At 70.3% G+C, this 23,519-nt stretch carries 24 protein-coding genes and 1 tRNA gene; 16 read left to right on the plus strand and 9 right to left on the minus strand.

The annotated features are described in order from the left end of the window. Positions 1–19: 19 nt before the first annotated feature. A complete protein-coding gene (locus H4Q84_RS17580) occupies positions 20–361 on the minus strand; it encodes an FmdB family zinc ribbon protein (RefSeq protein ID WP_248580372.1) in 342 nt (113 codons plus the stop codon). Between the two features lie 56 nt (positions 362–417). Between H4Q84_RS17580 and H4Q84_RS17585 the strand changes: the two genes are divergently transcribed. Next, complete coding sequence (locus H4Q84_RS17585; RefSeq protein WP_248580373.1) at positions 418–3,060, plus strand: penicillin acylase family protein; 2,643 nt, start codon at positions 418–420, stop codon at positions 3,058–3,060. Between the two features lie 12 nt (positions 3,061–3,072). Here H4Q84_RS17585 and H4Q84_RS17590 read toward each other — a convergent pair whose 3' ends face one another. Further along, positions 3,073–4,428 carry a hypothetical protein gene (locus H4Q84_RS17590; protein ID WP_248583720.1) on the minus strand — a complete coding sequence of 452 codons (1,356 nt, stop codon included), beginning with the start codon at positions 4,426–4,428 and terminating at the stop codon, positions 3,073–3,075. 4 nt (positions 4,429–4,432) lie between these two features. Then, positions 4,433–4,858: a hypothetical protein gene (locus tag H4Q84_RS17595; protein ID WP_248580374.1), complete on the minus strand. Its 426-nt coding sequence runs from the start codon at positions 4,856–4,858 to the stop codon at positions 4,433–4,435. 219 nt (positions 4,859–5,077) lie between these two features. Here H4Q84_RS17595 and H4Q84_RS17600 point away from each other — a divergent pair, with 219 nt between their 5' ends. Further along, entirely contained in the window at positions 5,078–5,542 is a 465-nt protein-coding gene (locus H4Q84_RS17600; protein WP_248580375.1) for a hypothetical protein, read from the plus strand. On the opposite strand, the gene H4Q84_RS17605 is transcribed toward H4Q84_RS17600, so the two are convergent. Further along, positions 5,448–5,690, minus strand: a complete 243-nt coding sequence (locus H4Q84_RS17605) for a hypothetical protein (RefSeq protein ID WP_248583679.1) — start codon at positions 5,688–5,690, stop codon at positions 5,448–5,450. The two genes, H4Q84_RS17600 and H4Q84_RS17605, sit on opposite strands and share 95 nt — an antisense overlap. Here H4Q84_RS17605 and H4Q84_RS17610 point away from each other — a divergent pair. After that, the gene (locus tag H4Q84_RS17610; RefSeq protein WP_248583721.1) at positions 5,604–5,870 is read left to right on the plus strand and encodes a hypothetical protein; all 267 of its coding nucleotides are present in this window, start codon (positions 5,604–5,606) and stop codon (positions 5,868–5,870) included. The genes H4Q84_RS17605 and H4Q84_RS17610 overlap by 87 nt on opposite strands. Before the next feature lie 235 nt (positions 5,871–6,105). Continuing rightward, entirely contained in the window at positions 6,106–6,504 is a 399-nt protein-coding gene (locus H4Q84_RS17615) for a hypothetical protein (RefSeq protein ID WP_248580376.1), read from the plus strand. A 10-nt stretch (positions 6,505–6,514) separates the two neighbouring features. On the opposite strand, the gene H4Q84_RS17620 is transcribed toward H4Q84_RS17615, so the two are convergent. Further along, the gene (locus tag H4Q84_RS17620; protein WP_248580377.1) at positions 6,515–7,105 is read right to left on the minus strand and encodes a 5-formyltetrahydrofolate cyclo-ligase; all 591 of its coding nucleotides are present in this window, start codon (positions 7,103–7,105) and stop codon (positions 6,515–6,517) included. A 23-nt stretch (positions 7,106–7,128) separates the two neighbouring features. Between H4Q84_RS17620 and H4Q84_RS17625 the strand changes: the two genes are divergently transcribed. From H4Q84_RS17625 to H4Q84_RS17650, 6 genes are all read left to right on the plus strand, one after another. Then, positions 7,129–8,514 carry a UTP--glucose-1-phosphate uridylyltransferase gene (locus H4Q84_RS17625; RefSeq protein WP_248580378.1) on the plus strand — a complete coding sequence of 462 codons (1,386 nt, stop codon included), beginning with the start codon at positions 7,129–7,131 and terminating at the stop codon, positions 8,512–8,514. 5 nt (positions 8,515–8,519) lie between these two features. Then, the gene (gene glp / locus H4Q84_RS17630) at positions 8,520–9,749 is read left to right on the plus strand and encodes a gephyrin-like molybdotransferase Glp (RefSeq protein WP_248580379.1); all 1,230 of its coding nucleotides are present in this window, start codon (positions 8,520–8,522) and stop codon (positions 9,747–9,749) included. Continuing rightward, entirely contained in the window at positions 9,749–10,219 is a 471-nt protein-coding gene (gene moaC, locus H4Q84_RS17635; RefSeq protein WP_248580380.1) for a cyclic pyranopterin monophosphate synthase MoaC, read from the plus strand. The genes glp and moaC overlap by 1 nt, the downstream gene beginning before the upstream one ends. After that, the gene (locus H4Q84_RS17640) at positions 10,216–10,704 is read left to right on the plus strand and encodes a MogA/MoaB family molybdenum cofactor biosynthesis protein (RefSeq protein ID WP_248580381.1); all 489 of its coding nucleotides are present in this window, start codon (positions 10,216–10,218) and stop codon (positions 10,702–10,704) included. Before moaC ends, H4Q84_RS17640 begins: the two co-directional genes overlap by 4 nt. A 3-nt stretch (positions 10,705–10,707) precedes the next feature. Next, complete coding sequence (locus tag H4Q84_RS17645; protein WP_248580382.1) at positions 10,708–11,304, plus strand: GNAT family protein; 597 nt, start codon at positions 10,708–10,710, stop codon at positions 11,302–11,304. Positions 11,305–11,461: 157 nt separating this feature from the next. Continuing rightward, the gene (locus H4Q84_RS17650; RefSeq protein WP_248580383.1) at positions 11,462–12,274 is read left to right on the plus strand and encodes a hypothetical protein; all 813 of its coding nucleotides are present in this window, start codon (positions 11,462–11,464) and stop codon (positions 12,272–12,274) included. Between the two features lie 319 nt (positions 12,275–12,593). Here H4Q84_RS17650 and H4Q84_RS17655 read toward each other — a convergent pair whose 3' ends face one another. The 4 genes from H4Q84_RS17655 to H4Q84_RS17670 form a co-directional block, all read right to left on the minus strand. After that, on the minus strand, positions 12,594–14,054 hold the full coding sequence (locus H4Q84_RS17655; protein ID WP_248580384.1) for an MFS transporter: 1,461 nt from the start codon (positions 14,052–14,054) through the stop codon (positions 12,594–12,596). A gap of 112 nt (positions 14,055–14,166) precedes the next feature. Continuing rightward, positions 14,167–14,829, minus strand: a complete 663-nt coding sequence (locus H4Q84_RS17660) for a PadR family transcriptional regulator (RefSeq protein WP_248580385.1) — start codon at positions 14,827–14,829, stop codon at positions 14,167–14,169. 112 nt (positions 14,830–14,941) lie between these two features. Further along, a tRNA-Ala gene (locus H4Q84_RS17665) sits at positions 14,942–15,014 on the minus strand. Positions 15,015–15,068: 54 nt separating this feature from the next. Next, positions 15,069–16,730: a phospholipid carrier-dependent glycosyltransferase gene (locus H4Q84_RS17670; RefSeq protein ID WP_248580386.1), complete on the minus strand. Its 1,662-nt coding sequence runs from the start codon at positions 16,728–16,730 to the stop codon at positions 15,069–15,071. Positions 16,731–16,795: 65 nt separating this feature from the next. Here H4Q84_RS17670 and rsmI point away from each other — a divergent pair, with 65 nt between their 5' ends. From rsmI to H4Q84_RS17705, 6 genes are all read left to right on the plus strand, one after another. After that, positions 16,796–17,638: a 16S rRNA (cytidine(1402)-2'-O)-methyltransferase gene (gene rsmI / locus H4Q84_RS17675; protein ID WP_248580387.1), complete on the plus strand. Its 843-nt coding sequence runs from the start codon at positions 16,796–16,798 to the stop codon at positions 17,636–17,638. Beyond that, positions 17,635–18,534 carry a TatD family hydrolase gene (locus H4Q84_RS17680; RefSeq protein ID WP_248580388.1) on the plus strand — a complete coding sequence of 300 codons (900 nt, stop codon included), beginning with the start codon at positions 17,635–17,637 and terminating at the stop codon, positions 18,532–18,534. Before rsmI ends, H4Q84_RS17680 begins: the two co-directional genes overlap by 4 nt. A 241-nt stretch (positions 18,535–18,775) precedes the next feature. Continuing rightward, positions 18,776–19,900: a resuscitation-promoting factor gene (locus tag H4Q84_RS23220; RefSeq protein ID WP_282580257.1), complete on the plus strand. Its 1,125-nt coding sequence runs from the start codon at positions 18,776–18,778 to the stop codon at positions 19,898–19,900. A 29-nt stretch (positions 19,901–19,929) separates the two neighbouring features. Then, the gene (gene rsmA / locus H4Q84_RS17695) at positions 19,930–20,805 is read left to right on the plus strand and encodes a 16S rRNA (adenine(1518)-N(6)/adenine(1519)-N(6))-dimethyltransferase RsmA (protein ID WP_248583680.1); all 876 of its coding nucleotides are present in this window, start codon (positions 19,930–19,932) and stop codon (positions 20,803–20,805) included. After that, positions 20,802–21,707 (plus strand): 4-(cytidine 5'-diphospho)-2-C-methyl-D-erythritol kinase, encoded by a 906-nt coding sequence (locus H4Q84_RS17700; RefSeq protein ID WP_248580389.1) that lies wholly within the window; start codon positions 20,802–20,804, stop codon positions 21,705–21,707. The genes rsmA and H4Q84_RS17700 overlap by 4 nt, the downstream gene beginning before the upstream one ends. After that, complete coding sequence (locus H4Q84_RS17705) at positions 21,707–23,485, plus strand: ABC-F family ATP-binding cassette domain-containing protein (RefSeq protein ID WP_248580390.1); 1,779 nt, start codon at positions 21,707–21,709, stop codon at positions 23,483–23,485. The genes H4Q84_RS17700 and H4Q84_RS17705 overlap by 1 nt, the downstream gene beginning before the upstream one ends. Positions 23,486–23,519: the final 34 nt, after the last annotated feature.

The raw sequence follows: 23,519 nt of genomic DNA on the forward strand, positions 1-23,519 counted from the left end.
CGTCGGTCATCCACAGGCCTCAGTCAGAGGACGAAGAGCCTGACGAGGACGACGAGCTCGCGGACGACGATGAGCTCGACGAGGAGGTCGATGACGTCGATGCCGGCTTGCTGTCCGGCTTCTTGGAGTCGGACGAGCCCGAGCTCGATGCCGCGGTCGAAGCGGGTGCCGAGCTCGAGTCTGCCGTGCGGCTGTCGTTGCGGTAGAAGCCCGACCCCTTGAAGACCACACCGACGGCGTTGAACACCTTGCGCAGGCGCCCGTCGCACTCCGGGCAATGGGTCAGCGCGTCGTCGCTGAAGCTCTGGATCTGTTCGAACGCGTGCCCGCAAGCGGTGCAGGCATACTGATAGGTCGGCACGGCGGTCCATCGTACGTGACCAGAACTGGCCCGATCACCGGGCACAATGTCGGGCGATGAGCGAGCACGCGGCCTCCCCGCCCCCGAACCCGGCAACCCCCCTCTCGTGGTGGCGAATCTTCCGCGGCTGGCCCCGGCCGGCGCGCTGGAGCGTGTATGTCGCCACCGGCCTGGTCCTGGTGCTGATCGCTGCTCTCGTCGTCGGCTGGGTCTTCTACTGCAAGCCGCTGCCCCAGACCGACGGCGAGATCGACGTCCCCGGCCTGAGCGCCCGGGTCGAGGTCATCCGCGACGACATGGGCATCCCGCAGATCTACGCCGACTCCGACGACGACCTGATGCGCGCGCAGGGCTTCGTGCACGCACAGGAGCGGTTCTTCGAGATGGACGTACGACGCCACATCACGGCCGGCCGGCTCTCGGAGATGTTCGGCGAGACCGGGCTCGAGACCGACAAGTTCATCCGCACGATGGGCTGGCGCGCGGTCGCCGAGCGTGAGGTCGCGCTACTGGAGCCCGAGACCCGTGAGGCGCTCGAGCAGTACGCCGAGGGTGTCAACGCCTTCCTCGCCCAGCACGAGCCGTCCGACATCGCGGTCGAGTACACGCTCCTGCGCGTCGGCGGCCTCGACTACACCCCGGAGCCCTGGACATCGGTCGACTCGCTGGCCTGGCTGAAGGCGATGGCCTGGGACCTGCGCGGCAACATGCAGGAGGAGATGGACCGCGTCATCGCCGGCCTCGACCACGACGCCGCCGAGGTCGACCAGCTCTACCCGGCGTACGACGACCGGGCGCACCGCCCGATCGTCACGCAGGGCGCGGTGGTCGACGGTGTCTACGAGCAGGACGCGACCCGCAACGCGACCCGCAAGCCCCAGCGGCCGGCGTACCCCGCGGCTGCCGTCGACGAGCTCGAACGCCTCAGCGACCGCATCGCGAAGCTGCCCGCGCTGATCGGCAAGGGCGACGGCATCGGCTCCAACAGCTGGGTCGTCGACGGCGAGCACTCCGCCACCGGCATGCCGTTGCTGGCCAACGACCCGCACCTGGGCATCAGCCAGCCGGGCATCTGGATGCAGATGGGCATGCACTGCCGCACCATCGACGATGACTGCTCGCTCGACGTCTCGGGGTTCACGTTCTCCGGAGTGCCCGGCGTGATCATCGGCCACAACGCCGACATCGCCTGGGGCTTCACCAACCTCGGGCCCGACGTGTCCGACCTCTATCTCGAGCAGGTGCGCGGCACCGAGTGGAAGTACGACGGCGACTGGCTGCCGCTCGAGGAGCGCACCGAGACCATCAAGGTGCATGGCGGTGACGACTTCACGTTCCATGTGCGGTCGACCGACCACGGGCCGCTGCTCTCCGACGTGTCGAGCGAGATCAGCAGCGTCGGCGCCAACGCCCCGCCCGATCCCGACGACCCGGAGGCCACCGCCGACCGAGGCAACGGCTACGCCGTCGCGCTCCAGTGGACCGCCCTCCAGCCCAGCCCCACCGCTGACGCGATCCTCGGACTCAACCGGGCCAGCGACTGGCCGTCGTTCCGGGAGGCCGCGAGCAAGTTCGACGTACCCGCGCAGAACATGGTGTATGCCGACCGCGAGGGTCACATCGGCTACCAGGCGCCGGGTCGCGTGCCCATTCGCAAGTCGGGCAACGACGGCCGGCAGCCCGCGGCTGGATGGCAGCCCGAGAACGACTGGACCGGCGACTTCGTGCCGTTCACCGCGCTGCCGAGTGTGCTCGACCCCGACGAGGGCTTCGTGGCGACGGCCAACCAGGCCGTGGTCGGGCCGGACTATCCCTACTACCTCACGACCGACTGGGACCGGGGCTACCGGTCGCAGCGGATCCGCGACCTGATCGAGTCCGAGGGAGACCTGTCGGTGGCCGAGATGGCCCAGATCCAGCTCGACGAGCAGAACCCGCTCGCGCCGACGCTGGTGCCGTACCTCCTCGACGTCGAGCTGCCGCGCGGCTACTACCGCCGGGGCCAGAACCTGCTGCGGGGGTGGGACTTCCAGGACCGAGTCGACAGCGGCGCCGCGGCGTACTTCAACGTGGTCTGGAGCAACCTGCTGCGGCTGACCTTCCAAGACGAGCTGCGCGAGCGCGTCTGGCCCAGCGGCGGCGACCGCTGGTTCGGGGTGATGGAGGGACTGCTCACCGCGCCCGCCGGACCGTGGTGGGACGACCGCACCACCGACGACGAGGTGGAGACGCGTGACGACATCCTGCGTGCGGCGATGATCGCGGGTCGCGACGAGATGACGGCGCGGCAGGCGCGCAACCCCGACGACTGGAGCTGGGGACATCTCCACCGGCTCAACCTGCACAACGCGACGCTGGGGGAGAGCGACATCGGCCCGATCGAGTGGCTGGTCAACCGTGACGGCGCCCAGATCGGGGGCGGCGCCAGCGTCGTCAACGCGACGAGCTGGGACGCCACCGACGGGTACGCCGTCACCAGCTCCCCGTCGATGCGGATGGTCGTCTCGCTGGCCGACTTCGACGACTCACGCTGGGTCAACCTGACCGGGGTCTCCGGGCACCCGGCCAGCGACCACTACGACGACCAGACCGACCTCTTCGTCGAGGGCGAGACGCTCCCGTGGTCCTTCACGCGTGAGGCCGTGGACGAGGCGGCGGACGACACCCTGGTGCTGAACCCCGCGTCCGCCGACGACTGACAGCAACCGGGGTCAGTGCAGCAGGCCGGACTCTGCGCCCTCGTCGTCGATCCAGTCCTGCTCGAACTCCATGCCGTCGGGCCGCTCGCCGGTCTTGTCCTTGTTGCCCTTTCCCCTGCCCTGACCGGAGCCCGCCGCTCCCGCGGCCCCGGCGCGTGAGCCGGCTGAGCCGCGCCCACCTGCCGCGCCGCGCCCACTTGCGCCGCCGCGGGAGGCTGCGCCACCTGCGCCCGCGGATGCGCCGCGGGTGCCTCCGGCCGCCGTGGACTTGCCCAGCGTCCCGGCGCTGCCGCTTCGACTGGTGCTCCCGACGGGACGCACCTGGGCCGCGGAGCCGGTGCCTCGAAGCGACCCGCTGCGCAGGGCACCACCGAGCGCGCCGCCGGCACCCGCCGTGAGGCCGCCCAGGGCGGCACTCGAGGAACCGGTCGAGGTGCCGCTCACCGAACCGTGCGGGGTGCCAGCAGTCGTCGACGAGAGGCCGCCGATGCTCGACTGGGTCTGACCACCGACGGTGGAGACGTCGCCGGGGTGGCCGGGCACGTACGTCGGCGGGTGGGTCGTTGTCGGCGGATGGGTGATCGGAGGCTCGATGACCGGGGAGTGGTTGATCGGGGGCATGGGGGGCCAGCAGACGGGAGGCTCGGGGGGCTCGGGGTGCTTGATGACCGGCGGCTCCCAGGTGGGCCCCAGGTGCGGCGGCTTCTCGGGGGTGTCGGTCGGGGTGTCGGTCGGGTTGAACGGCGTACGCGCCGGGGGGAACTGGTTGCCTCCGGGACCGGGCGGCGGTGGTGGCGGCGGCTCGGTGGGGTCGGGCTGCCCGTGGATCGCCTGCATCGGCGGGATGGCGTCGAGGTAGGCCTCGTCGAGCTTCTTCGTCCAGGCAGCGGCCTGCGCCTCCTGTGCCTGGAACTGGTCGCCGAACTGCTCGTGCTGCGCGTTGGAGGCAGCGCGCGACTCGCCGTCGGCCTTGATCTGGGCGTCGGTGGGCTGGATGCCGGGGGAGTAGGTGGGCGGCGTGTGCGGCGGCGGCTCCTGCAGGTCGGCCATGCCCTCGAGCACGCCTCGGCCGGTGCCCATCGTGCCGGAGACCTCTTCGAGCGCCTGACCGGCCTGGCTCAGGAGGCCGGACTTCTCCGTCATCGACTTCGCGGTCTTCTCGAACGCAGCCCGGATGGCGGGACCGGACTTCGACTTGCCGCCCAGGTTCGCCTCCACCAGGGGCGCGTTGGTCCGGAGCGCGGACGCGACCAGACTCAGGGTCTCGGCCTTGAGCTTCCAGTCCGTGGCGCTGGTCGCGAGGGTCTCCTCGCGTGCTCCGAGGTAGTACTCCTCGAACTTGAGGCGGGCTGGTCCCTTGGTGGTCATCGCCTCATCCCTCCGAGTTCGTGGTCGGCACGGTGCACTGACCTGCGCCGATGGTCGGCACCGCGGTGCAGTCGGCCGTGTTCGTCACGGCCACGAGGTGGTCGCTGATCGCCTCGTCGGTCCCGACGACGTCGTCGCGGATGGCCTTGATCTCCAGTGCGTAGGAGCGCAGACCCGCGATCAGGTTGTCGAACTCCTCGACGGCGGCATCGCGGGCCATCCCGGCATTGGTGGCCAGCCGGTAGCCACCGGTGTGCGAGTCGCCGAACCACCCGGCCGGGACGGGGGCGAGGCCACGGGCCTCCTGGAGCGATTCGGCGCGGGTGTCGAGCATCCCCATGATGTCGGCGATCACGTCGGCGTCGAGCTGGAGTCCCTCGAGGGTGTTGTTGAGGAGGACCCGGTCTTCCATCGGCAGCATGTCCTTCATCTTCCCGCGTCCCTCCCCCTCCAAACACGCGATTTCGAGAATTCGGGTTGGTCTAGGCTGCCGCCAGGATCTCGGGCAAGGGGGAAGTTGTTGCGCAGGTTGACTGTCACGGTCGTTGCGTTGGCCGCGTTGCTCATGGGCTGTGGCTCCGGTGAACCGTCGAGCGGGCCGGGCGAGACGTCTCCCAGCGCATCGAGCGGGTCGCCCCCAACGGCGAGCGTGAGCAGCTCACCGACTCCCGCGGAGCCTGCGGTCGCCCCCGCGACCGGTCCGAAGCTGGTGCTCAAGCAGGCCACGGTGCGGGCTCCCGAAGGATGGTTCCTCGACCCGTCCAACACCCCGGACATCCTCGCGGCGGCGGCTACCGACGACGACGGGCTCCAGGGCTTCGGCGTGGTGGCGTTCCCGGGCCCGCGGGTCACGACCGACGTGCACGTGAAGGCCCTCCTCGACCAGAACTACGCGAAGATCGACTACGAGCGCCTGCCCGACACCTACCTCGCCGGCTCCAAGGTCTATTACCTCGTTGGACGAGACAAGCGGCTCAAGGACACGTGGGACATCGAAATCGGCGGGACCTACGGCGACCTCAACTACACGGTCGGCTTCTCGCTCCAAGGCAAGTCGCGGGCCGAGCGGGAGGCCCTCGTCGACTCCGTGCTCGCGTCCTGGGAGTGGAAGTAGTCAGGCTGCTCGGAAGCGGACGATCCCCCGCAGGCGAGACGGCGGCAGCCACCCGCCGGTCATGCGGCTCGCTCGGCACCTCGCGACCGACCTCGTCGTCGTACAGGACCACGCAGGTGAACGTGCCCACCGGCACCCGGGCCAGCACCCGGGCGTAGCACCCGCCGCCGCGGCCCAGCCGCAGGCCGGCGGACCGGATACAGACGGCCCGGTCGAGGTCGAGGTCGGGCCTGACTACCGGCAGGATCATCGGCTTGCCCGCGTCGGTCAGCGCGTCGAGGAGCAGGCCGGTGCCGGGCCAGGTGTCACCCCAACTCGTGATCCCTAGGGTCTAGGCTCCCCGCAGGATCTCGGCGAGGGGGAAGCTGTGCGTACGTGGTTGGTGTCGGCCGTGTTGGCCTCCATGTTGTTTGGCGGGTTGCGGCTCCGGTAACGAGCCGGGCTCGTCGGCCCAGGCGTCATCCTCTGCGTCGTCAGAGGCCGCCGCCTCGGCGCAGGCGTCGTCGACACCGACACCCACACCGACACCCACAGTTTTCCCGGCCGACGGCCCGACCCTGGTGATGCGGGGGGCCACCGTGCGGCTGCCCGAAGGATGGGAGCCCGACCCCACCAACACAAAGGACATCTTGGTGGCCGCGGTCACCGACGTGTACCCGCAGACCATGGGAGTGGTCGCGTTCCCCGAGACGTTCACCGACCTCGACACGCAGGTGAAGCAGGTGCGCAGGCAGGCCAGGGGCCGCATTCGCTACGAACGGATGCCCGACATCTATGTGGCCGGCGCCCGCTTCTACTACCTGTCCGGTCGTGACTCGATCACGCGACGTGACTGGACCATCTCGATCGGCGGCAACTACGGGGGCCTCAACTACACGGTGGGGTTCACGCTCGCTGGTAAGTCGGATGCGGAGCGGGCCGAGCTGGTCGACCCGGTGCTCGCCTCGTGGGAGTGGAAGTAGGGCAGGTCGCTCAGAAGGTCACGATGCCCGCGGGCGAGACCGCGGCAGCCACCCGCCGGTCGTGCGGCTCGGTCGGCACCTCGCGACCGACCTCGTCGTCGTACAGGACCACGCAGGTGAACGTGCCCACCGGCACCCGGGCCAGCACCCAGTCGTAGCACCCGCCGCCGCGGCCCAGCCGCATGCCCGTGGACGAGACGGCGAGGCCCGGCAGGAGCACCACGTCGGCGGTCGCGATCGCGTCGAGGCCGAGCCGCTCCGACGCCGGCTCGAGGAGGCCGCGCCCGGCCGGGGCCAGGCCGGCGGACCCGGTGTAGGCGGCCCAGTCCAGGTCGAGGTCGGGCATGACCACCGGCAGGATCACCCGCTTCCCCGCGTCGGTCAGCGCATCGAGGAGCAGGCCGGTGCCGGGTTCGGGGCCCACGCCGACGTACGCCGCGACGGTGGCCGCGCGGCGTACATCTGGAGCCGCCAGCAGGTGCGCCGCGATCGCCGCCGCATCCTCGGCTGCCTCGGCCAACGGGCGCCGCCGACGGGAGGCGCGCACCTGGTCGCGGAGCGCCACCTTGGCTGCCAACGGGGGGCCGGGTGTCGCATTCATCTGTTCAGCCTACGATCGAGTGCATGGGTAGCACTGGCCTGGAGGTCGCGCGCACGAAGATGCGTGACGAGGGCGTCGACAAGGTCGCCATCGACACGTTCGCGCACTACTACCGGCTGCTCGAGCACGGCGAGACCGGGATGATCCCGGAGTCGTCGATCGAGCCGCTGGACATGGAGTCGCTCGCCGACGTCGACGTCGACGACGAGGTCGCCGCAGAGGCGATCCGCAAGACGGTCGTCATCAAGCTCAACGGCGGACTCGGCACATCGATGGGCATGAACCGCGCCAAGTCGTTGCTGTGCGTACGCCGCGGGTTGTCGTTCCTCGACATCATCGCCCGGCAGGTCCTGCACCTGCGTGAGGCGTACGACGCGCCGCTGCCGCTGATCTTCATGAACAGCTTCCGCACCTCGGCCGACACGATGGCCGCCCTCAGTCGCTACGACGGCCTCGCCGTCGACGACCTGCCGCTGGAGTTCCTGCAGAACAAGGAGCCCAAGCTGCTGCTCGACGGGCTGCTGCCGGTGAGCTACCCGAAGAATCCCGACCTCGAGTGGTGTCCGCCCGGGCACGGCGACCTTTACACCGCGCTGCGCGGCACCGGCCTGCTCGGTCGCCTCGTCGATGCCGGCTACCGGCACGTCTTCGTCTCCAACTCCGACAACCTCGGCGCGGTGCCCGACGCCCGGGTGGCCGGGTGGTTCGCCCAGTCGGGTGCACCGTTCGCGATCGAGGCGGTGCGTCGTACTCCCTCGGACCGCAAGGGCGGTCACTTCGCCAAGCGGCGCAGCGACGGTCGCGTAGTGCTCCGCGAGAGCGCACAGACCCCGCCGGGTGACCGGAAGGCGTTGGCCGACCTCGACCGCCACAAGTACACGTCGACCAACAACCTGTGGTTCGACCTTCAAGCCATGCAGGAGACGCTCGACGCGCGCGACGGCATCCTCGGGCTGCCGCTGATCCGCAACGTGAAGCACCTCGACCCGGGTGACCCGCGCACCCCCGAGGTCGTGCAGATCGAGACCGCCATGGGCGCAGCGATCGAGGTTTTCGACGGCGCCCGCACGATCGAGGTCGGCCGCGACCGCTTCGTGCCGGTGAAGACGACGAACGACCTGCTGGTGCTGCGCTCCGACATCTACGACATCGGCCGCGACTTCGTGCTCGACCAGGCCAGCGAAGCCGTGCCGTACGTCGAGCTCGACGGCGCCTTCTACAAGCTGGTCGGCGACTTTGACAAGCGCTTCCCCGAGGGCGCGCCGTCGCTGCGTCGGGCCTCGTCGTTCACCGTCGACGGGGACTTCACGTTCGGCCACGGGGTCACGGTGGTCGGCGACGTCAGCCTCGATGCGACGTCTGCCCAGCGCATTGCCGCGGACACCCAGCTGCGACAGGGCGCGACGTGACCCCAATGGCTGACCTCACGCCGGTCCCCGAGTTCCTCGAGCGCATCCTGTCCACGGTCTCGCCGCTGCCCGACCTCCAGCAGCCGTTGATGGAGGCGCTCGGCCTCGCGGTTGCCGAGGACGTCGTGGCGGGGATCTCGCTGCCGAGCTTCGACAACTCGGGCATGGACGGCTACGCCGTGTGCCTGCAGGATGTCGCGACGGCCAGCGCAGAGAGCCCGGTGCACCTGCCGGTCGTCGGCGAGATCGGCGCCGGCCAGGCCAAGCTGATGGCGATGTCGCCCGGCACGACCGTCAAGATCATGACCGGCGCTCCCATGCCGGCCGGCGCCGACACCGTGGTGCCCTACGAGTGGACCGACCGAGGCGTCGCCCGGGTCGTCATCAACAAGGCGCCGAAGCTCGGGCAGCACGTCCGCCGGGTCGGCGAGGATGTCGCCGAGGGCGACGTACTCGTCGAGCACGGCACGGTGCTCGGCCCGCGTCACCTCGGCCTGCTCGCCGCCGTCGGTCGGTCCTCGGTCCGTTCGCGGCCGAGACCCCGCGTCGTCGTCATCTCCACCGGTTCCGAGCTGCGCGAGCCCGGCACCCAGCTCGGCCACGACTCGATCTACGACGGAAACTCCTACCTGCTGGCCGCGGCCGTGCGCCGTGAGGGAGCGATCGCCTACCGCGTCGGCATCGTGCCCGACGACCCGCGCACCTTCACCGATGCGCTCACCGACCAGCTGGTGCGCGCCGACCTGGTGGTGACCTCCGGCGGGGTCAGCGAGGGCGACTTCGACGTCGTCAAGGAGGCGCTGTCGTCGCTGGGCACCGTGTGGTTCGGCGGCGTCGCCATGCAGCCCGGCAAGCCGCAGGGCTTCGGCGTCATCGGCGACGACCGGACGCCGATCTTCACGCTGCCCGGCAACCCCGTGTCGGCGTACATCTCCTTCGAGACGTTCGTGCTGCCCGCACTGCGCCGGATGATGGGCAAGCTCCCCTACGTGCGGCCGACGACCCGGGCCCGGCTCACCCATCCGTTCTCGTCGCCGGCGGGTCGCCGCCAGTTCGTTCGCGGGGCGTACGACGTCGATCGGGGTGGCCCGTTCGTGAGCCCGGTCGGCGGACACGGGTCGCACCTGCTCGGTGACCTGGCCGCGAGCAACGCGCTGATCGTCGTACCCGAGGAGACCACGTCGATGTCCGCCGGTGAGATGGTGCAGGTCCTGCGTCTCGACGAGGAGTTCTGATGGCTGAGCGGCTGACCCACATCGACGAGTCCGGCGCGGCTCACATGGTCGACGTTTCGGCCAAGCACGTCACTGCCCGCACGGCCTCGGCGTCGGGACGCGTGCTCGTCTCGGCCGCGGTCATCGAGCTGTTGCGCGGCGCCGGAGTGCCCAAGGGCGACACCCTGGCGGTGGCCCGGCTCGCCGGCATCATGGGCGCCAAGCAGACCCCGTCGCTGATCCCGCTCTGCCACCCGCTGGCGCTGTCGTCGGTCGGCGTCGACCTGGTCGTCACCGACGAGTCGGTCGACATCGTGGCCACGGTCTCGACCACTGACCGGACGGGCGTGGAGATGGAGGCGCTCACCGCCGTCGCCGTCTCCGCACTCACGGTCATCGACATGGTCAAGGCCGTCGACAAGGGCGCGGTCATCACCGACGTGCGCGTCGAGACCAAGACCGGTGGGAAGTCCGGAGACTGGTCGCGATGAGCCTGCCCGCTGCCGTCATCGTCGCCTCCAACCGCGCCGCGGCCGGCGTGTACGCCGACGAGACCGGGCCGCTGATCGTCGACTTCCTCCGGGCAGCCGGCTTCTCGTGCGGTGACCCGGCGGTCGTGCCCGACGGTGAGCCGGTGGCTGCCGCGATCCGTGCCGCGATCGAAGGCGGCGCCCGCGTCGTACTCACCACTGGCGGCACCGGACTCACGCCCACCGACCGCACGCCCGAGGTCACCCGGCCGTTGCTCGACCGCGAGGTGCCCGGCATGGCTGAGGCGATCCGGGCGCACGGGCAGGCGGCGGGGGTGCCGACGGCGATGCTGTCGCGCGGCCTCGCCGGTGTCGCGGGGGAGTGCCTCGTGGTGAACCTGCCCGGCTCGCGTGGCGGGGTGAAGGACGGCCTCGCCGTGCTCGAGCCGGTGCTGGTGCACGCCGCCGAGCAGGTCGTCGGCAGCGACCACGCAGCTGGTGCGTGAGCGGTGGCTCCCGGCTGGCCGGCGCGGCTGACGCACGGCGCGATCACCCTGCGGCCGCTGACCAACCGCGACCGCAGTGCCTGGCGCGAGGTGCGCGAACGCAACGCCGACTGGCTGAGGCACTGGGAGGCCACCGTGCCACCGGGCCCGGTCACCGGCGCCCGGCCGTCGTCGTACAGGGCGCTGGTGCGGCGGCTGCGCACGCTCGCCCGTGACGGGCAGGCGATGCCGTTCGCGATCGAGGTCGAAGGCCGGTTCGTGGGACAGGTGACGGTCAACAACATCGTGCACGGGTCGGCGCAGTTCGGGTCGATCGGCTACTGGATCGACCAGGCCGTTGCCGGCCGTGGGCTGATGCCGCAGGCCGTGGCGATGGTGATCGACCACTGTTTCTCCGCCGCCGGGCTGCACCGCATCGAGATCTGCATCCGGCCCGAGAACACCAACTCGCTGCGGGTCGTCGAGAAGCTCGAGATGCACGAGGTCGGCTACGCGCCGCGGTTCCTCCACATCGACGGCGACTGGCGCGACCACCGCATCTACGCCGTCACTGTCGAGGACGTGCCGCACGGTCTTCTCACGCGCCTCTCTGCGGGGTAGTCCGGGGCAATCCGCACCTAGAACCGCACCGGAACGTACATTTTGGCCCGGACTACCCCAGCAAAACGGTGCTCGATCACACCAGTCACACAGGTTCCCTTGCGACACACCTGTGGACATCCGTCCCATCCTGCGCTAGCGCTCATAACCTCAGACCGTGGACCTCAGCGCACTGATCTTCGTGGCACTCGCCGTTGCGTGGGCCGTCTATCTCGTCCCCAAGGCGCTCCGGCATCACGACGAGGTGCAGCGCAGCCGTTCGGTTGACCGCTTCTCCAAGACCATGCGCGTACTTGCGCGACGTGAGCCTGTCAGCCGCCGCGACGCCCGACTGGTGGTCAGCCCGGGCCGCTCGACCTCGGCGCCCGTCGTCGAGACCAAGGGCCCGGCTCCGAAGGTCGCCACCGTCGCCGCCCAACGGGCGGCCGCCAATGGTGCTGCCCGTCGTCGCCGCAACGTGCTCAGCCTGATCCTGCTCGCCAACGTCGCCGTGATCGCTGGCGCCGCATCGTCGGTGATTGCCTGGGCGTACGTCGCGATCCCCGCCGGCCTGCTCGTGGCCTGGCTGGTCGCCTGCCGGCTGATGGTCAAGAAGGAGCGCGCCACCTTCGTGCCTGCAACGCGACGCTCGCCCGAGATCGCTGACGAGGACGACGACACCTCCACCGGCATTCCGCCGGTCACCGACGACCTGGTTGCCGACATCGCCGACATCGCCGCGGAGGCCGTCACTGCCTCCGCGCTCGTCGCCACCGACCCCTCGATGTGGGACATGGTGCCGGTGACGCTGCCGACCTATGTGTCCAAGCCCGCCGCCGTACGCCGCAGCGTGCAGACGATCGACCTCGAGTCGACGGGAGTCTGGAGCTCGGGGCGCTCCGAGATCGACTCCGCCCTGGCCCGCTCCGCCGAGCAGCAGGCCGAGGGCGAGAAGGCTGCCGGCGACGATCAGCGCGCCGTCGGCTCCTAGAGCTGCGGACGGCCGTGCCGTGCCGGCCAGAGGCGCCAGCACCACGGCGATGCCGGTGACGTGGGCAGGATCAGGCCGACGGCGCCGAGTTTCTCCGCGACGCCGATGAACCTCCGTGCCGTCGGAGAAGTCCTCGACCCAGGGCAGCCGCTCGACGAACACCCTGTTCGTTGCCGTCCGGCTTCTCGAACATGCTGATCTCGTCGGCCGACAAGGTCCTCAGTGGAGTCATCGCACTGGTGGCTGTTTCGGCACTGCCAGCGAGCGTGCGCACCGGCATGCCACTGCTCTAGGGAGGATTCGAACCCCTGCCCTCGGCTCAGACCGTCTCTGTCTCCAGCAGCTGGGCCTGCTCACGAGCGTGCTCCTGCACCGCATTGCGGTCAGGCAGGAACAGTGTCGAGACGGCGCACATCAGGTAGCCGCCGACCGCCCACCGGGCCGCCGCCCCGAATCCGGAGCGCAACGCCGACGACGTGAAGGTGTCGCCGACGGTGTCGAAGAACACGAAGCCGATGACAGCGATGCCCAGCGCGGCGCCGAGCTGCTGGAAGGTGCTGTACGTCCCGGAGGCCGCTCCGGCGTCCTCGGCGTCGACCGTGGACAGTGCGATGTCGATCAGTGGAACGACCAGCAGTCCCAGCCCGATGCCGGCCAGCAGCATCGGCGGGGTGGCGTTCCATCCGCCGAGGGCGTCGCCCCGGTGGGTGACGATCACCGCGAGCCAGGCGACGCCGGCAGCCTGCGCCACGGCGCCGGCGAACGGGACGACCTTGCCGAGCCGCAGCCCAAAGGGCGCCGAGATGCCGACCCCGACGAAGGCCCCGAGACTGAACGGCAGCAGCACGAGCCCCGCGTGGATCGCGCTGAACCCGAGGCCACTCTGTAGATAGATCACCAGTGCCAGCACGAATCCGGCCATCGATCCCTGGAACGCCGCCTGCGTGACGATGCCTGCCGAGAAGCCCCGGTTTGCGAACAGGTGCATGGGCAGGAGTGAGGACTGCGTGCGCCGTTCGGCGCGGCGCTGATTGACGACGAACAGCGCCAGGACCATCGCCGAGGCGGCCAGCATCGCCCAGATCCAGACCGGCCACCCCTGCTCACGCCCTTCGATCAACGGGAACACCAAAAGGAGCAGGCCGACTGTCGCGAGCGCCACGCCGGACAGATCCAGGCGAGTCGCTCGTTGCGACGTCGTGTTGGGCACGTACGTGATCGCCAGCGCCATCAGCGCAATGCCGACCGGGACGTTGATCAGGAAGATGCTGCGCCAGCCGATGCCGAATGCGTCGCTCGTGACGAGCCATCCTCCGAGCACGGGGCCGATGACAGCCGCGGTGCCCGACACCGCGCCGACGATGCCGAAGACGGCTGCGCGCTCCTTCGGGGGATACAGCACCTGCACCGTCGACAGGAGCTGCGGCACCATGAGCGCGGCGAATCCCCCTTGTACGACGCGGGCGATGACGAGGGCATCTCCGGAGCCGGACAGGCAGGCGGCGAGCGACGTCGCCGTGAAGCCGGCAACCCCGATCACGAAGATGCGTTGGCGGCCGAAGATGTCGCCGAGGCGGCCTCCGGTGATGAGCAGGACGGCAAAGGCCAGCGTGTAGCCGCCGAGGATCCACTGCAGGTGGGCCGGGCTCGCGGAGAGGTCCGACCGGATCGCCGGGAGGGCGACGTTGACGATCGTGACGTCGATCAGGTCCATGAAGGCAGCGAACATCAGGATGCTCGTCGCGACGGCGCGCTTGGGGGATGGGTCAGGGGTGCTCATGGTGTCTCCTTCTGATGAGAGACGCTCGCTACCCTGTGCTTGGGGCCGGGGTCGCTTGCGACTCGGTTTCCGATCCCCGGTCGATGCCAGTCGGCCGGGGATCACCGGATATCTAGATGTCCCAGGTGAGCAGGTCGCCGAACTCCTGCACGAGCTTGGCGTTCGCCTCCTCGCCGGTGTGACCTGCGGACCTGAGCTCGTGCATGCGGCGCCACACTTCCGTGCCGCCGAGCCGATCGTTCTCGAGGTCGCCGACGAGCTTCTCGACGAAGGCGATCTCGGCGAGGCGGACGGCCTCGGCGTACTCGCCCTCGACCATGAAGAGCGACGGAAACCCCTCGGGCAGGTGGGCGCGCACCCCATCGAACTGGTTGCTGGCGATGTGGAGGGCCTTGAGACGCAGCCGCAGCAGGGCGAGCGCCTCGTCGGGCGGGATCGCGCCTATCAACGACAGTGCCGCCTCGAAGTCGGTGAACTGCGGGGACGGGTCGCGCAGCATCTCGCTGAGCCACGCGCGCATCGCGGTCGCGCCGTCCTCTGTGAGCTCGTAGACCGTCCGCTCGGGGCGGTTGCCCTCGCGCAAGGTCTCGCGCGCTGCGACCAGCCGCTTCTTGCGCAGTGACTCGACGACGGCGTAGAGCGATCCGTAGTTGAGCCGGATGCTCTCCTCCTTGCTGCGGTGACGCAGGGTCGTCGACATCTCGTACGGGTGCATCGGCTTCTCGAACAGCAGCGTCAGCACCGCGAGGGACAAGGCGTTGGCCGGTCGCTTCATGACTCTCCTGTCGTTACTCTCGATCGAGTACTCTGATTAGAGTAATGCGTAGGCCGCGAATCGGCAATGGGCAACAAAAAACCCGACTCCCTCGCGGGAATCGGGTTTCAAGTGGAGCTGAGGGGATTCGAACCCCTGACCTTCTCATTGCGAACGAGACGCGCTACCAACTGCGCCACAGCCCCATGTGCGTCCGAAAAGATAGCACCCGGTCGGAGGCGCTTCCCAATCAGCAAGGGCTAGATCCAGCGCTTGAACCAGATTCGGTTCACCCATTCGGCGTGGGTGAGCAGGACGTCGGTCCAGATCGGCCAGAACCACGCGAAGTTCACGAGCACCAGCACGAAGAACGAGCCGGCCACGGTCACTCCGGCAGTACGACGTGGCGAGGGCGCGCGGGACGACCCGATGAGCTTCCCCATGGTCAGCGTGATGGCCAGCACGACGAACGGCAGGCAGCAGATCGCGTAGAAGATGAAGATCGGCCGGTCGTCGTACAGGAGCCAGGGCAGCCAGGTCGACGCGACGCCGACCACCGCGACCCCGAAGCGCCAGTCTCGCGCGCCGGCCCACATCGCCACCGCGAAGAGCAGCGCGAGGCAGCCGCCCCACCACAGGATGGGGTTGCCGAGCAGCAGCACCTGGCGCAGGCAGTTGCTGCCCGGAGGCGCCTCGCAGCCCTGCGTCCCGGGCTGGATGTCGAGCTGCGCGTCGACCCCGACGGGGCGGTTCATCAGCAGCCAGCCGCTCGGCTTGGACGCGTAGATGTGCGTGCTGTCGTTGAGGAAGTGGGCGTGGAACATGTAGACGTCGTGGTGGTAGTGCGCCAGCGAGCGCAGCGACTGCGTCACCTCGCCGAGCCCGGTCGCGTCGGGCTCGGTCGCGGTCGGCCACTGCTTGCCGCCGCCGTACTGGGTGAACTGCGAGTCGCTGAGCGTCGACTGCTCGTACTCCGCCGCGTGCGCGAGCCAGCCGCCCCAGGACGCGACGTACACGACGAGGGCGACGAGGACGAGCGAGAAGAACGCGGGTACGCCGTCCAGCAGGGCCGACTTCGCGGTCGCCCAGCGCACGCCGTGGCTGCGCCGGGCGCCGGCGCTCCAGAGCCAGACCAGCACGCCGAACGCGGCGAGCGGGTAGAGCGCGGTCCACTTCGTGCCGATCGCCAGCCCGAACGACACCCCGGCCGCGACCAGCCAGGGCCGCCACAGCACGCGGGCGCCCCAGCCCGACGACGACGCCGACGTACGACGGTCGAGGCGATCGCGGAACCACGCGCGGTCGGCGACGATGCAATGCACCCCGCAGAGCAGGAAGAACGCCAGGAAGATGTCGAGCAGGCCGAGCCGCGACAGCACCAGGTGCAGGCCGTCGAACGACAGCAGCAGCCCACCGACCAGGCCCAGCGCGGTCGAGCCGGTGACGCGCCGGACGAAGCGGCACATCAGCAGCACCATCAGCGACCCGACGACGGCGGCGGCGACGCGCCAGCCGAACGGATCCATGCCGAACGCCTTCTCGCCGAGCGCGATCAGCCACTTGCCCACCTCGGGGTGGACGATCATCGACGGCTCGTCCTTCCAGAGCCCGGTGGTCTGGCCGTTCAGGATCGTGCGGTCGGCCTCGTCGACGTACGCCCGGACGTAGCCGTTGTTGAGCAGCGACCACGCGTCCTTGGCGTAGTAGGTCTCGTCGAACGAGAACTGGTGCGGCGTGCCGAGCCGCCAGACGCGCAGGAAGAAGGCGAGCAGCGTGACCGCGACGGCGCCGGTCCAGCCGATGATCGGGTCCTCGGCACTGCGCCAGCCGCGTGCCCGTTCCCTCGCCGGCGGCACCTCGCGGCCCGCGCTGGTGCGGGAGAGCGGGACGGTCTCCTGCTCAAGGGGCGCGGCGGTGCTCACGGTGGGCACTGTATCTGTGGCCTCTGTATCCGCGAGCCGTGAAGCGACCGGGCAGGATGGGGGCCATGAGTGATGAGTCCGGCGTCCTGGTCCTCGCCGGTACGCCGATCGGCCAGGCCGGCGACGCGCCGCCCCGGCTGGCGGCCGAGCTCGCCGGGGCCGACGTGGTCGCCGCCGAGGACACCCGCCGGCTCAAGCGGCTGACCACCGACCTCGGGATCGCGATCAGCGGCCGGATCGTCTCCTACTTCGAGGGCAACGAGGCGGCGCGCACGCCGATGCTGGTCGAGGCCCTGTTGGCGGGTCAGCGCGTCGTACTCGTGACCGACGCCGGGATGCCGAGCGTGTCCGACCCGGGCTACCGCCTGGTGGCCGCGGCCGTCGAGCAGGGCGTGCGGGTGACGGCGGTGCCCGGGCCGTCCGCCGTACTCACCGCGCTCGCCGTCAGCGGCATGCCCGTCGACCGGTTCTGCTTCGAGGGCTTCCTGCCTCGCAAGGCCGGTGAGCGGGCCCGGCGGCTCACCGCCCTGGCCGAGGAGGAACGCACGCTCGTCTTCTTCGAGGCCCCGCACCGCACCGAGGCGGCACTGGCCGCGATGGCCGAGGCCTGGGGCGATGACCGGGCCGCTGCCGTCTGCCGCGAGCTGACCAAGACCCACGAAGAAGTACGTCGCGGCGCCCTGCGCGAGCTCGTCGACTGGGCTGCCGAGGGAGTGCGCGGCGAGGTCACCATCGTCGTGACGGGGGCGCCTGGCGGACCGTCCATCGCCGGCGATCCGGAGTCGCTGCGCGCCGCGGTCGCCGAGAAGGAGGAGCAGGGAATGAGCCGCAAGGAGGCGATCGTGGAGGTGGCGCGGTCGGCCGGTGTGCCGAAGCGCGAGGTCTACAACCTGGTGCACGGCGCATGACCGGTTCCCAGGATCGGCCCAGCCGCAAGCGCGCGGCCACCGAGGAGAAGTCGGGCGCCACGCGCGACCGCGAGAAGCCGCCGGCCCCGGAGCCGCTGCCGCACCCGGTCGTCGACAACCACTGCCACCTCGACATCGCCGACGGCGAGTGGCTCGACACCGTCACCGCGATCGAGGCAGCGCGAGCCGTCAACGTCACCCGGATCGTGCAGATCGGCTGCGACCTGCCGGGCGCCCGCTGGGCCGTCGAGAGGGCGGCCGAGCACGACGCCCTGATCGCCGGCGTAGCCCTGCACCCCAATGAGGCGCCCCGCCTCGCGGCCGTCGACAGCCTCGACGAGGCGATGGCCGAGATCGAGCGGCTGGCGCAGACCCACGACAAGGTGCGCGCGATCGGCGAGACCGGGCTCGACCACTTCCGCACCGATGCCGACGGGCTGGCCGCGCAGGAGGACAGCTTCCGCCGCCACATCGACCTGGCCAAGCGCCTCGACAAGACCCTGGTCATCCACGACCGCGACGCCCATGACGACGTGCTGCGCGTGATCGATGCCGAGGGTGCGCCCGAGCGCTGGGTCATGCACTGCTTCTCCGGCGACGCCGCCTTCGCCCGGGCCTGCCTCGACCGCGGCGCCCACCTCAGCTTCGCCGGCACGGTCACGTTCAAGAACGCCGACGCGCAGCGCGGGGCGCTGGCCATGGCGCCCCGGGACCGGCTCCTGGTCGAGACGGACGCGCCGTACCTGACGCCGGTGCCCTACCGCGGCCGGCCCAACGCGTCGTACCTGGTGCCGCACACGATGCGGGCGATGGCCGAGGTCCGCGGCGAGGATCTGGGGGAGCTGTGCGCCGCCGTCGACGCCAACACCGAGAGGGCGTTCGGCGGTCCCTGGTGATCCACAGGGTGGTCGAGGAGTTTGCATCCCACCCGGTCACCGTTATCGTTCCGTGACTAATGGCCGGGATCGGGACGATTTCAGCCAGTGCACGTGGTGGCCCCCGGACTGTCGGGAGTATGAGGTCACCTTCGCGAGACCCCCGCTCGCATCCCCACCCACCCGATCGGTGAGTGCTGCGCGCGGTGGACCGAGCGGAGCACTGGTCCCGAGGCCCGGGGAGCTCGACGTTCGGAGAACCGTGCGCGCACGCATCGCACACCTCAGCAGCAGCAAGACCGTCCTGGCCGTCCTGGTCGCCGTGGTCATCGCCGCCGTGGCGGGTACGACGGTCGGATACGCAGCCCTCTCACGGTCGGTGACCCTGTCCCTCGACGGCAAGACCGAACAGGTCAGCGCCATGGGTGGCACCGTCGGCGAGGTCCTCGAGCGCGAAGGCATCGCGATCGGCCCGCACGACGAGGTGGCTCCCTCCCTCGACCAGCCGGTCACCGACGGCGGTGAGATCGCGGTCCGCTTCGGCCGACCACTCGAGCTCAATGTCGACGGCGAGACCCAGACCCACTGGGTGACCGCCCTCAGCGTGAGCGAGGCGCTCAGCCAGATCGGCCGCAGCTACGACAGCTCCGAGCTGTCGACCAGCCGTGGCGCCGACATCCAGCGCGGCGGGATGGCCCTCGAGGTCGTCACCCCCAAGAAGCTCACCGTCAAGGTCGCCGACAAGAAGAAGAAGGTCGCCTTGACCGCGCTCACCGTCGAGGACGTCCTCGACGAGATGGGTGTCGACGTCGACGCCGACGACAAGGTGAAGCCCGCGCTCGGCCGCGAGATCACCGACGGCGACAAGGTGTCGGTCACCCGCATCAAGGTGCTCACCAAAAGGGTCAAGGACGAGGTCATCGACTTCGACACGATCAAGCAGGACGACGACTCGATGAACGAGGGCGACACCTCGACCGAGCGGGAGGGCCGCACCGGCCTGCGCGACGTCACCTACGAGCTGACCTTCGAGAACGGCAGGCTGGTGGCCCGCAAGGTCGTCACCGCCGACGTCAGCCGCAAGCCGACCGACGCGATCGTCAAGGTCGGCACTGGTTCCAACGGACCCAACTTCGCCGGCGGCAGCACCGTCTGGGACGCCCTCGCGCAGTGCGAGGCCGGCGGCAACTGGGCCATCAACACCGGCAACGGCTACTACGGCGGCCTCCAGTTCAACCTCGGCACCTGGCAGTCCAACGGCGGCAGCGGCCTGCCGAGCCAGGCCAGTCGCGAGACCCAGATCGCCATCGCGACCAAGGTCCGTGACGCCTCCGGGGGGTACGGCGCGTGGCCGGCGTGCTCGTCCAAGCTGGGCCTGCCTCGCTGATCAACGAGTCGGCAGGGTTCACCCGTACCCTGACCACCGTGAACCACGACATCTCCGCCGGGCCGAGACTTCTCGGCCCGGCGGATGTCCGTGCGCTGGCCGCCAGCCTCGACCTGCGTCCCACCAAGCAGCGCGGCCAGAACTTCGTCATCGACGCCAACACCGTGCGCCGCATCGTGCGCGGTTCCGGCATTACCGCCGACGACGTGGTCCTCGAGATCGGTCCGGGTCTCGGCTCGCTGACGCTGGGCCTGCTCGACGTCGTACGTCGCGTGGTGGCCGTCGAGGTCGACCCGGCGCTGGCCGGGCTGTTGCCGCAGACCATCGCCGACCACGCGCCCAACCAGGTGGACCGCTTCGAGGTGCTCCTGGCCGACGCCTTGCGGATCGACGAGATCCCAGGCCCCGCGCCCACCGCGCTGGTGGCCAACCTGCCCTACAACATCTCGGTGCCCGTCCTGTTGCACATGCTCACCCTGCTGCCTTCGCTCGAGCGCGGGCTCGTGATGGTGCAGGCCGAGGTCGCCGACCGGCTGGCGGCCGGCCCGGGCAGCAAGATCTACGGGGTGCCCTCGGTCAAGGCCGCCTGGTTCGCCGACGTACGACGTGCGGGCGCCGTCGGTCGCAACGTCTTCTGGCCCATGCCCAACGTCGACTCCGGCCTGGTCGCCTGGACCCGCCGCGAGCCGCCGGTCACCACCGCCACCCGCCAGCAGGTCTTCACCGTCGTCGACGCGGCCTTCGCCACCCGACGCAAGACGCTGCGCTCCACGCTCAAGGGCCTGGCCGGCTCGGCCGGCGCAGCCGAGGCGGCCATCGAGGCCGCCGGGGTCGACCCGCAGGCCCGTGGCGAGGTCATCGGCGTCGAGCAGTTCGCCCGCATCGCCGAAGGGATCTTTCCGTGAACGCCGTGACGGTGCGCGCCCCCGCCAAGATCAACCTCCACCTCGGTGTCGGCGGCCCCCGCGACGACGGCTTCCACCCGCTGATGACCGTCTACCAGGCCATCGGCCTGTACGACGACATCACCGTGCGGACTGCCGACTCCTGGTCGCTGGCCCTCGAGCCCGCCGACTACGTCGACCCCGCCGACGTGCCCCTTGGTGACGACAACCTCGTGACCCGTGCCGGGCAGCTGCTGGCAGACCTGCACGGTCGCGAGGCCCACGCCGAGGTGCTCATCCGCAAGGACATCCCGGTGGCCGGCGGGCTCGCCGGCGGCTCTGCCGACGCCGCCGCCGCGCTCGTCGCGCTCGACCGGCTGTGGGACCTGCAGACGAGCGACGAGGACATGTTCCGGCTCGCGGCCCAGCTCGGCAGCGACGTGCCGTTCGCGCTGCTCGGTGGCAACGCGTTCGGCACCGGTCGCGGCGAGGTCGTCGAGTCGGTGCGCGGCGGAGACGTCGCCCGCTGGTGGGTCGTCGTGACGGCACGCGAAGGACTCTCGACCCCGTCGGTCTACCGCCGCTTCGACGAGCTGCACCCCGACGCCTCCGCACGGCCGGCCGCCCCGCACAAGCTTGTCGCCTTCCTCGCCGACCCGGTCGAGGCGATCGCCGACCTGCTCCACAACGACCTGCAGGAGCCCGCACTCGACCTGCGGCCCGAGCTGCGCGACGTACTCACTGCAGGAGAAGAAGCCGGTGCACTCCATGGTCTGCTGTCCGGATCCGGCCCGACGTGCCTGTTCCTGTGCAGCTCTGCCGACCACGCCCGCGAGGTGGCGGCCGCCCTCGACGGCGTCGGTGACGTCGTGCTGACGGCCAACGGTCCGGTCGCGGGCGCCCACGTGGTGGAGTACGCCTGATGGCCAATCTCCTGAACCTCGAGCGCGTCTCCAAGTCGTACGGCGTGCGTCCGCTCCTGACCGAGGTCTCGCTCGGCATCTCGCAGGGTGAGCGCATCGGCATCGTCGGCCGCAACGGCGACGGCAAGACCACGCTGCTCGAGATCATGGCCGGGCTGGAGGAGCCCGACTCCGGCCGGGTCTCGCACTCGCGCAACCTGCACGTCGGCTACCTCCACCAGGGCGACGAGCTCGTCGACACACACTCCGTGCGCGAGGCCGTGCTCGCCGGTCGCTCCGACCACGAGTGGGCCGCCGACTCGCGCACCCGTGAGATCGTCGAGGTGCTGCTCGCCGGGGTCTCGCTCGACCGCGCCGTGCTCGGCCTCTCCGGCGGCGAGCGCCGCCGCTGCAGCCTGGCCGCGCTGCTGCTCGGCGACCACGACCTGGTCATCCTCGACGAGCCCACCAACCACCTCGACGTCGAAGCCGTCGCCTGGCTCGCAGCGCACATGGTCGGCCGCACCTCCGCGATGGTCGTCGTCACCCACGACCGCTGGTTCCTCGACGCGGTCTGCGAGACGACGTGGGAGGTGCACGACGGCGTGGTCGACTCCTACGAGGGCGGGTACGCCGCGATGGTGCTGGCTCGCGCCGAGCGACACCGCCAGGCCTCGGCCTCCGAGACCCGCCGCCAGAATCTGGCCCGCAAGGAGCTCGCCTGGCTGCGACGCGGTGCCCCCGCGCGCACGTCCAAGCCGAAGTTCCGCATCGAGGCCGCCACCGCCCTCATCGAGGACGTGCCCGAGCCGCGCGACCGGCTCCAGCTCCAGCGCTTCGCGGCCCAGCGGCTCGGCAAGGACGTCATCGACATCGAGGACGCCGACCTCAGCCGCGGCGAGAAGCAGCTGCTCTCGCACGCGACCTGGCGGCTCGGTCCCGGTGACCGGGTCGGCATCGTGGGCGTCAACGGCGCGGGCAAGACGTCGGTGCTCTCGCTGCTGTCGGGCGACCTGACGCCGGACGCCGGCCGCGTCAAGCACGGCCGCACGATCGCGCTCCAGCACCTCACCCAGGCGCTCGACGACCTCGATCCCGAGATGCGCGTGCTGCCGACGGTCGAGTCGATCAGCCGGATCACCCGCACCGCCGACGGCGAGATCACCGCGACCTCGATGCTCGAGCGGTTCGGGTTCACCGGCGACCGGCTGACCGCCCGCATCGGTGACCTCTCCGGTGGCGAGCGCCGCCGCTTCCAGCTGCTCTGCCTGCTGCTCACCGAGCCCAACGTGCTGCTGCTCGACGAGCCGACCAACGACCTCGACATCGACACCCTCAACGTGCTCGAGGACTTCCTCGACGGCTGGCCGGGCACGCTGGTCGTGGTCTCGCACGACCGGTACTTCCTCGAGCGCGTCACCGACTCCGTCTGGGCGCTGCTCGGCGACGGCCAGATCTCGATGCTGCCGCGCGGGGTCGACGAGTACCTCGAACGACGGGCCGCCGCACTCAACGCGCCCTCCGTGTCGTCGTACACACCGGACGTCGCGGAAGGTCAGTCGTCGAAGCGGGCCAAGGCCGGCAGCGCCGAGGAACGTACGGCACGCAAGGCGCTCGCGCGCCTCGACCGCCAGCTCCAGCGGATCTCCGAGCAGGAGGCCAAGCTCGAGATCGAGATGGCCGAGCACATCACCGACTACGAACGACTGGCCGAGCTCGGCCAGCAGCGCGCGACACTCCACGACGAGCGCGAGAAGGTCGAGCACGAATGGCTGGAGGCCTCCGAAGTCCTGGAGTAGCCGGCCACCCAGACTTCACCTGCTCGTCACCGGT

This window comes from Nocardioides sp. InS609-2, assembly GCF_023208195.1.
Classification (GTDB): domain Bacteria; phylum Actinomycetota; class Actinomycetes; order Propionibacteriales; family Nocardioidaceae; genus Nocardioides.

Bases quoted from the DNA above. Each gene is read 5' to 3' on its own strand.
- H4Q84_RS17625 (WP_248580378.1), top strand. From the start codon at position 7,129: ATGGGTAGCACTGGCCTGGAGGTCGCGCGCACGAAGATGCGTGACGAG.
- H4Q84_RS17615 (WP_248580376.1), top strand. From the start codon at position 6,106: ATGCGGGGGGCCACCGTGCGGCTGCCCGAAGGATGGGAGCCCGACCCC.
- H4Q84_RS17705 (WP_248580390.1), top strand. From the start codon at position 21,707: ATGGCCAATCTCCTGAACCTCGAGCGCGTCTCCAAGTCGTACGGCGTG.
- H4Q84_RS17640 (WP_248580381.1), top strand. From the start codon at position 10,216: ATGAGCCTGCCCGCTGCCGTCATCGTCGCCTCCAACCGCGCCGCGGCC.
- H4Q84_RS17590 (WP_248583720.1), bottom strand. From the start codon at position 4,428: ATGACCACCAAGGGACCAGCCCGCCTCAAGTTCGAGGAGTACTACCTC.
- H4Q84_RS17620 (WP_248580377.1), bottom strand. From the start codon at position 7,105: ATGAATGCGACACCCGGCCCCCCGTTGGCAGCCAAGGTGGCGCTCCGC.
- H4Q84_RS17595 (WP_248580374.1), bottom strand. From the start codon at position 4,858: ATGAAGGACATGCTGCCGATGGAAGACCGGGTCCTCCTCAACAACACC.
- H4Q84_RS17680 (WP_248580388.1), top strand. From the start codon at position 17,635: ATGACCGGTTCCCAGGATCGGCCCAGCCGCAAGCGCGCGGCCACCGAG.
- H4Q84_RS17660 (WP_248580385.1), bottom strand. From the start codon at position 14,829: ATGAAGCGACCGGCCAACGCCTTGTCCCTCGCGGTGCTGACGCTGCTG.
- H4Q84_RS17585 (WP_248580373.1), top strand. From the start codon at position 418: ATGAGCGAGCACGCGGCCTCCCCGCCCCCGAACCCGGCAACCCCCCTC.
- glp (WP_248580379.1), top strand. From the start codon at position 8,520: ATGGCTGACCTCACGCCGGTCCCCGAGTTCCTCGAGCGCATCCTGTCC.
- H4Q84_RS17655 (WP_248580384.1), bottom strand. From the start codon at position 14,054: ATGAGCACCCCTGACCCATCCCCCAAGCGCGCCGTCGCGACGAGCATC.
- H4Q84_RS17610 (WP_248583721.1), top strand. From the start codon at position 5,604: ATGCGGCTCGCTCGGCACCTCGCGACCGACCTCGTCGTCGTACAGGAC.
- moaC (WP_248580380.1), top strand. From the start codon at position 9,749: ATGGCTGAGCGGCTGACCCACATCGACGAGTCCGGCGCGGCTCACATG.
- rsmI (WP_248580387.1), top strand. From the start codon at position 16,796: ATGAGTGATGAGTCCGGCGTCCTGGTCCTCGCCGGTACGCCGATCGGC.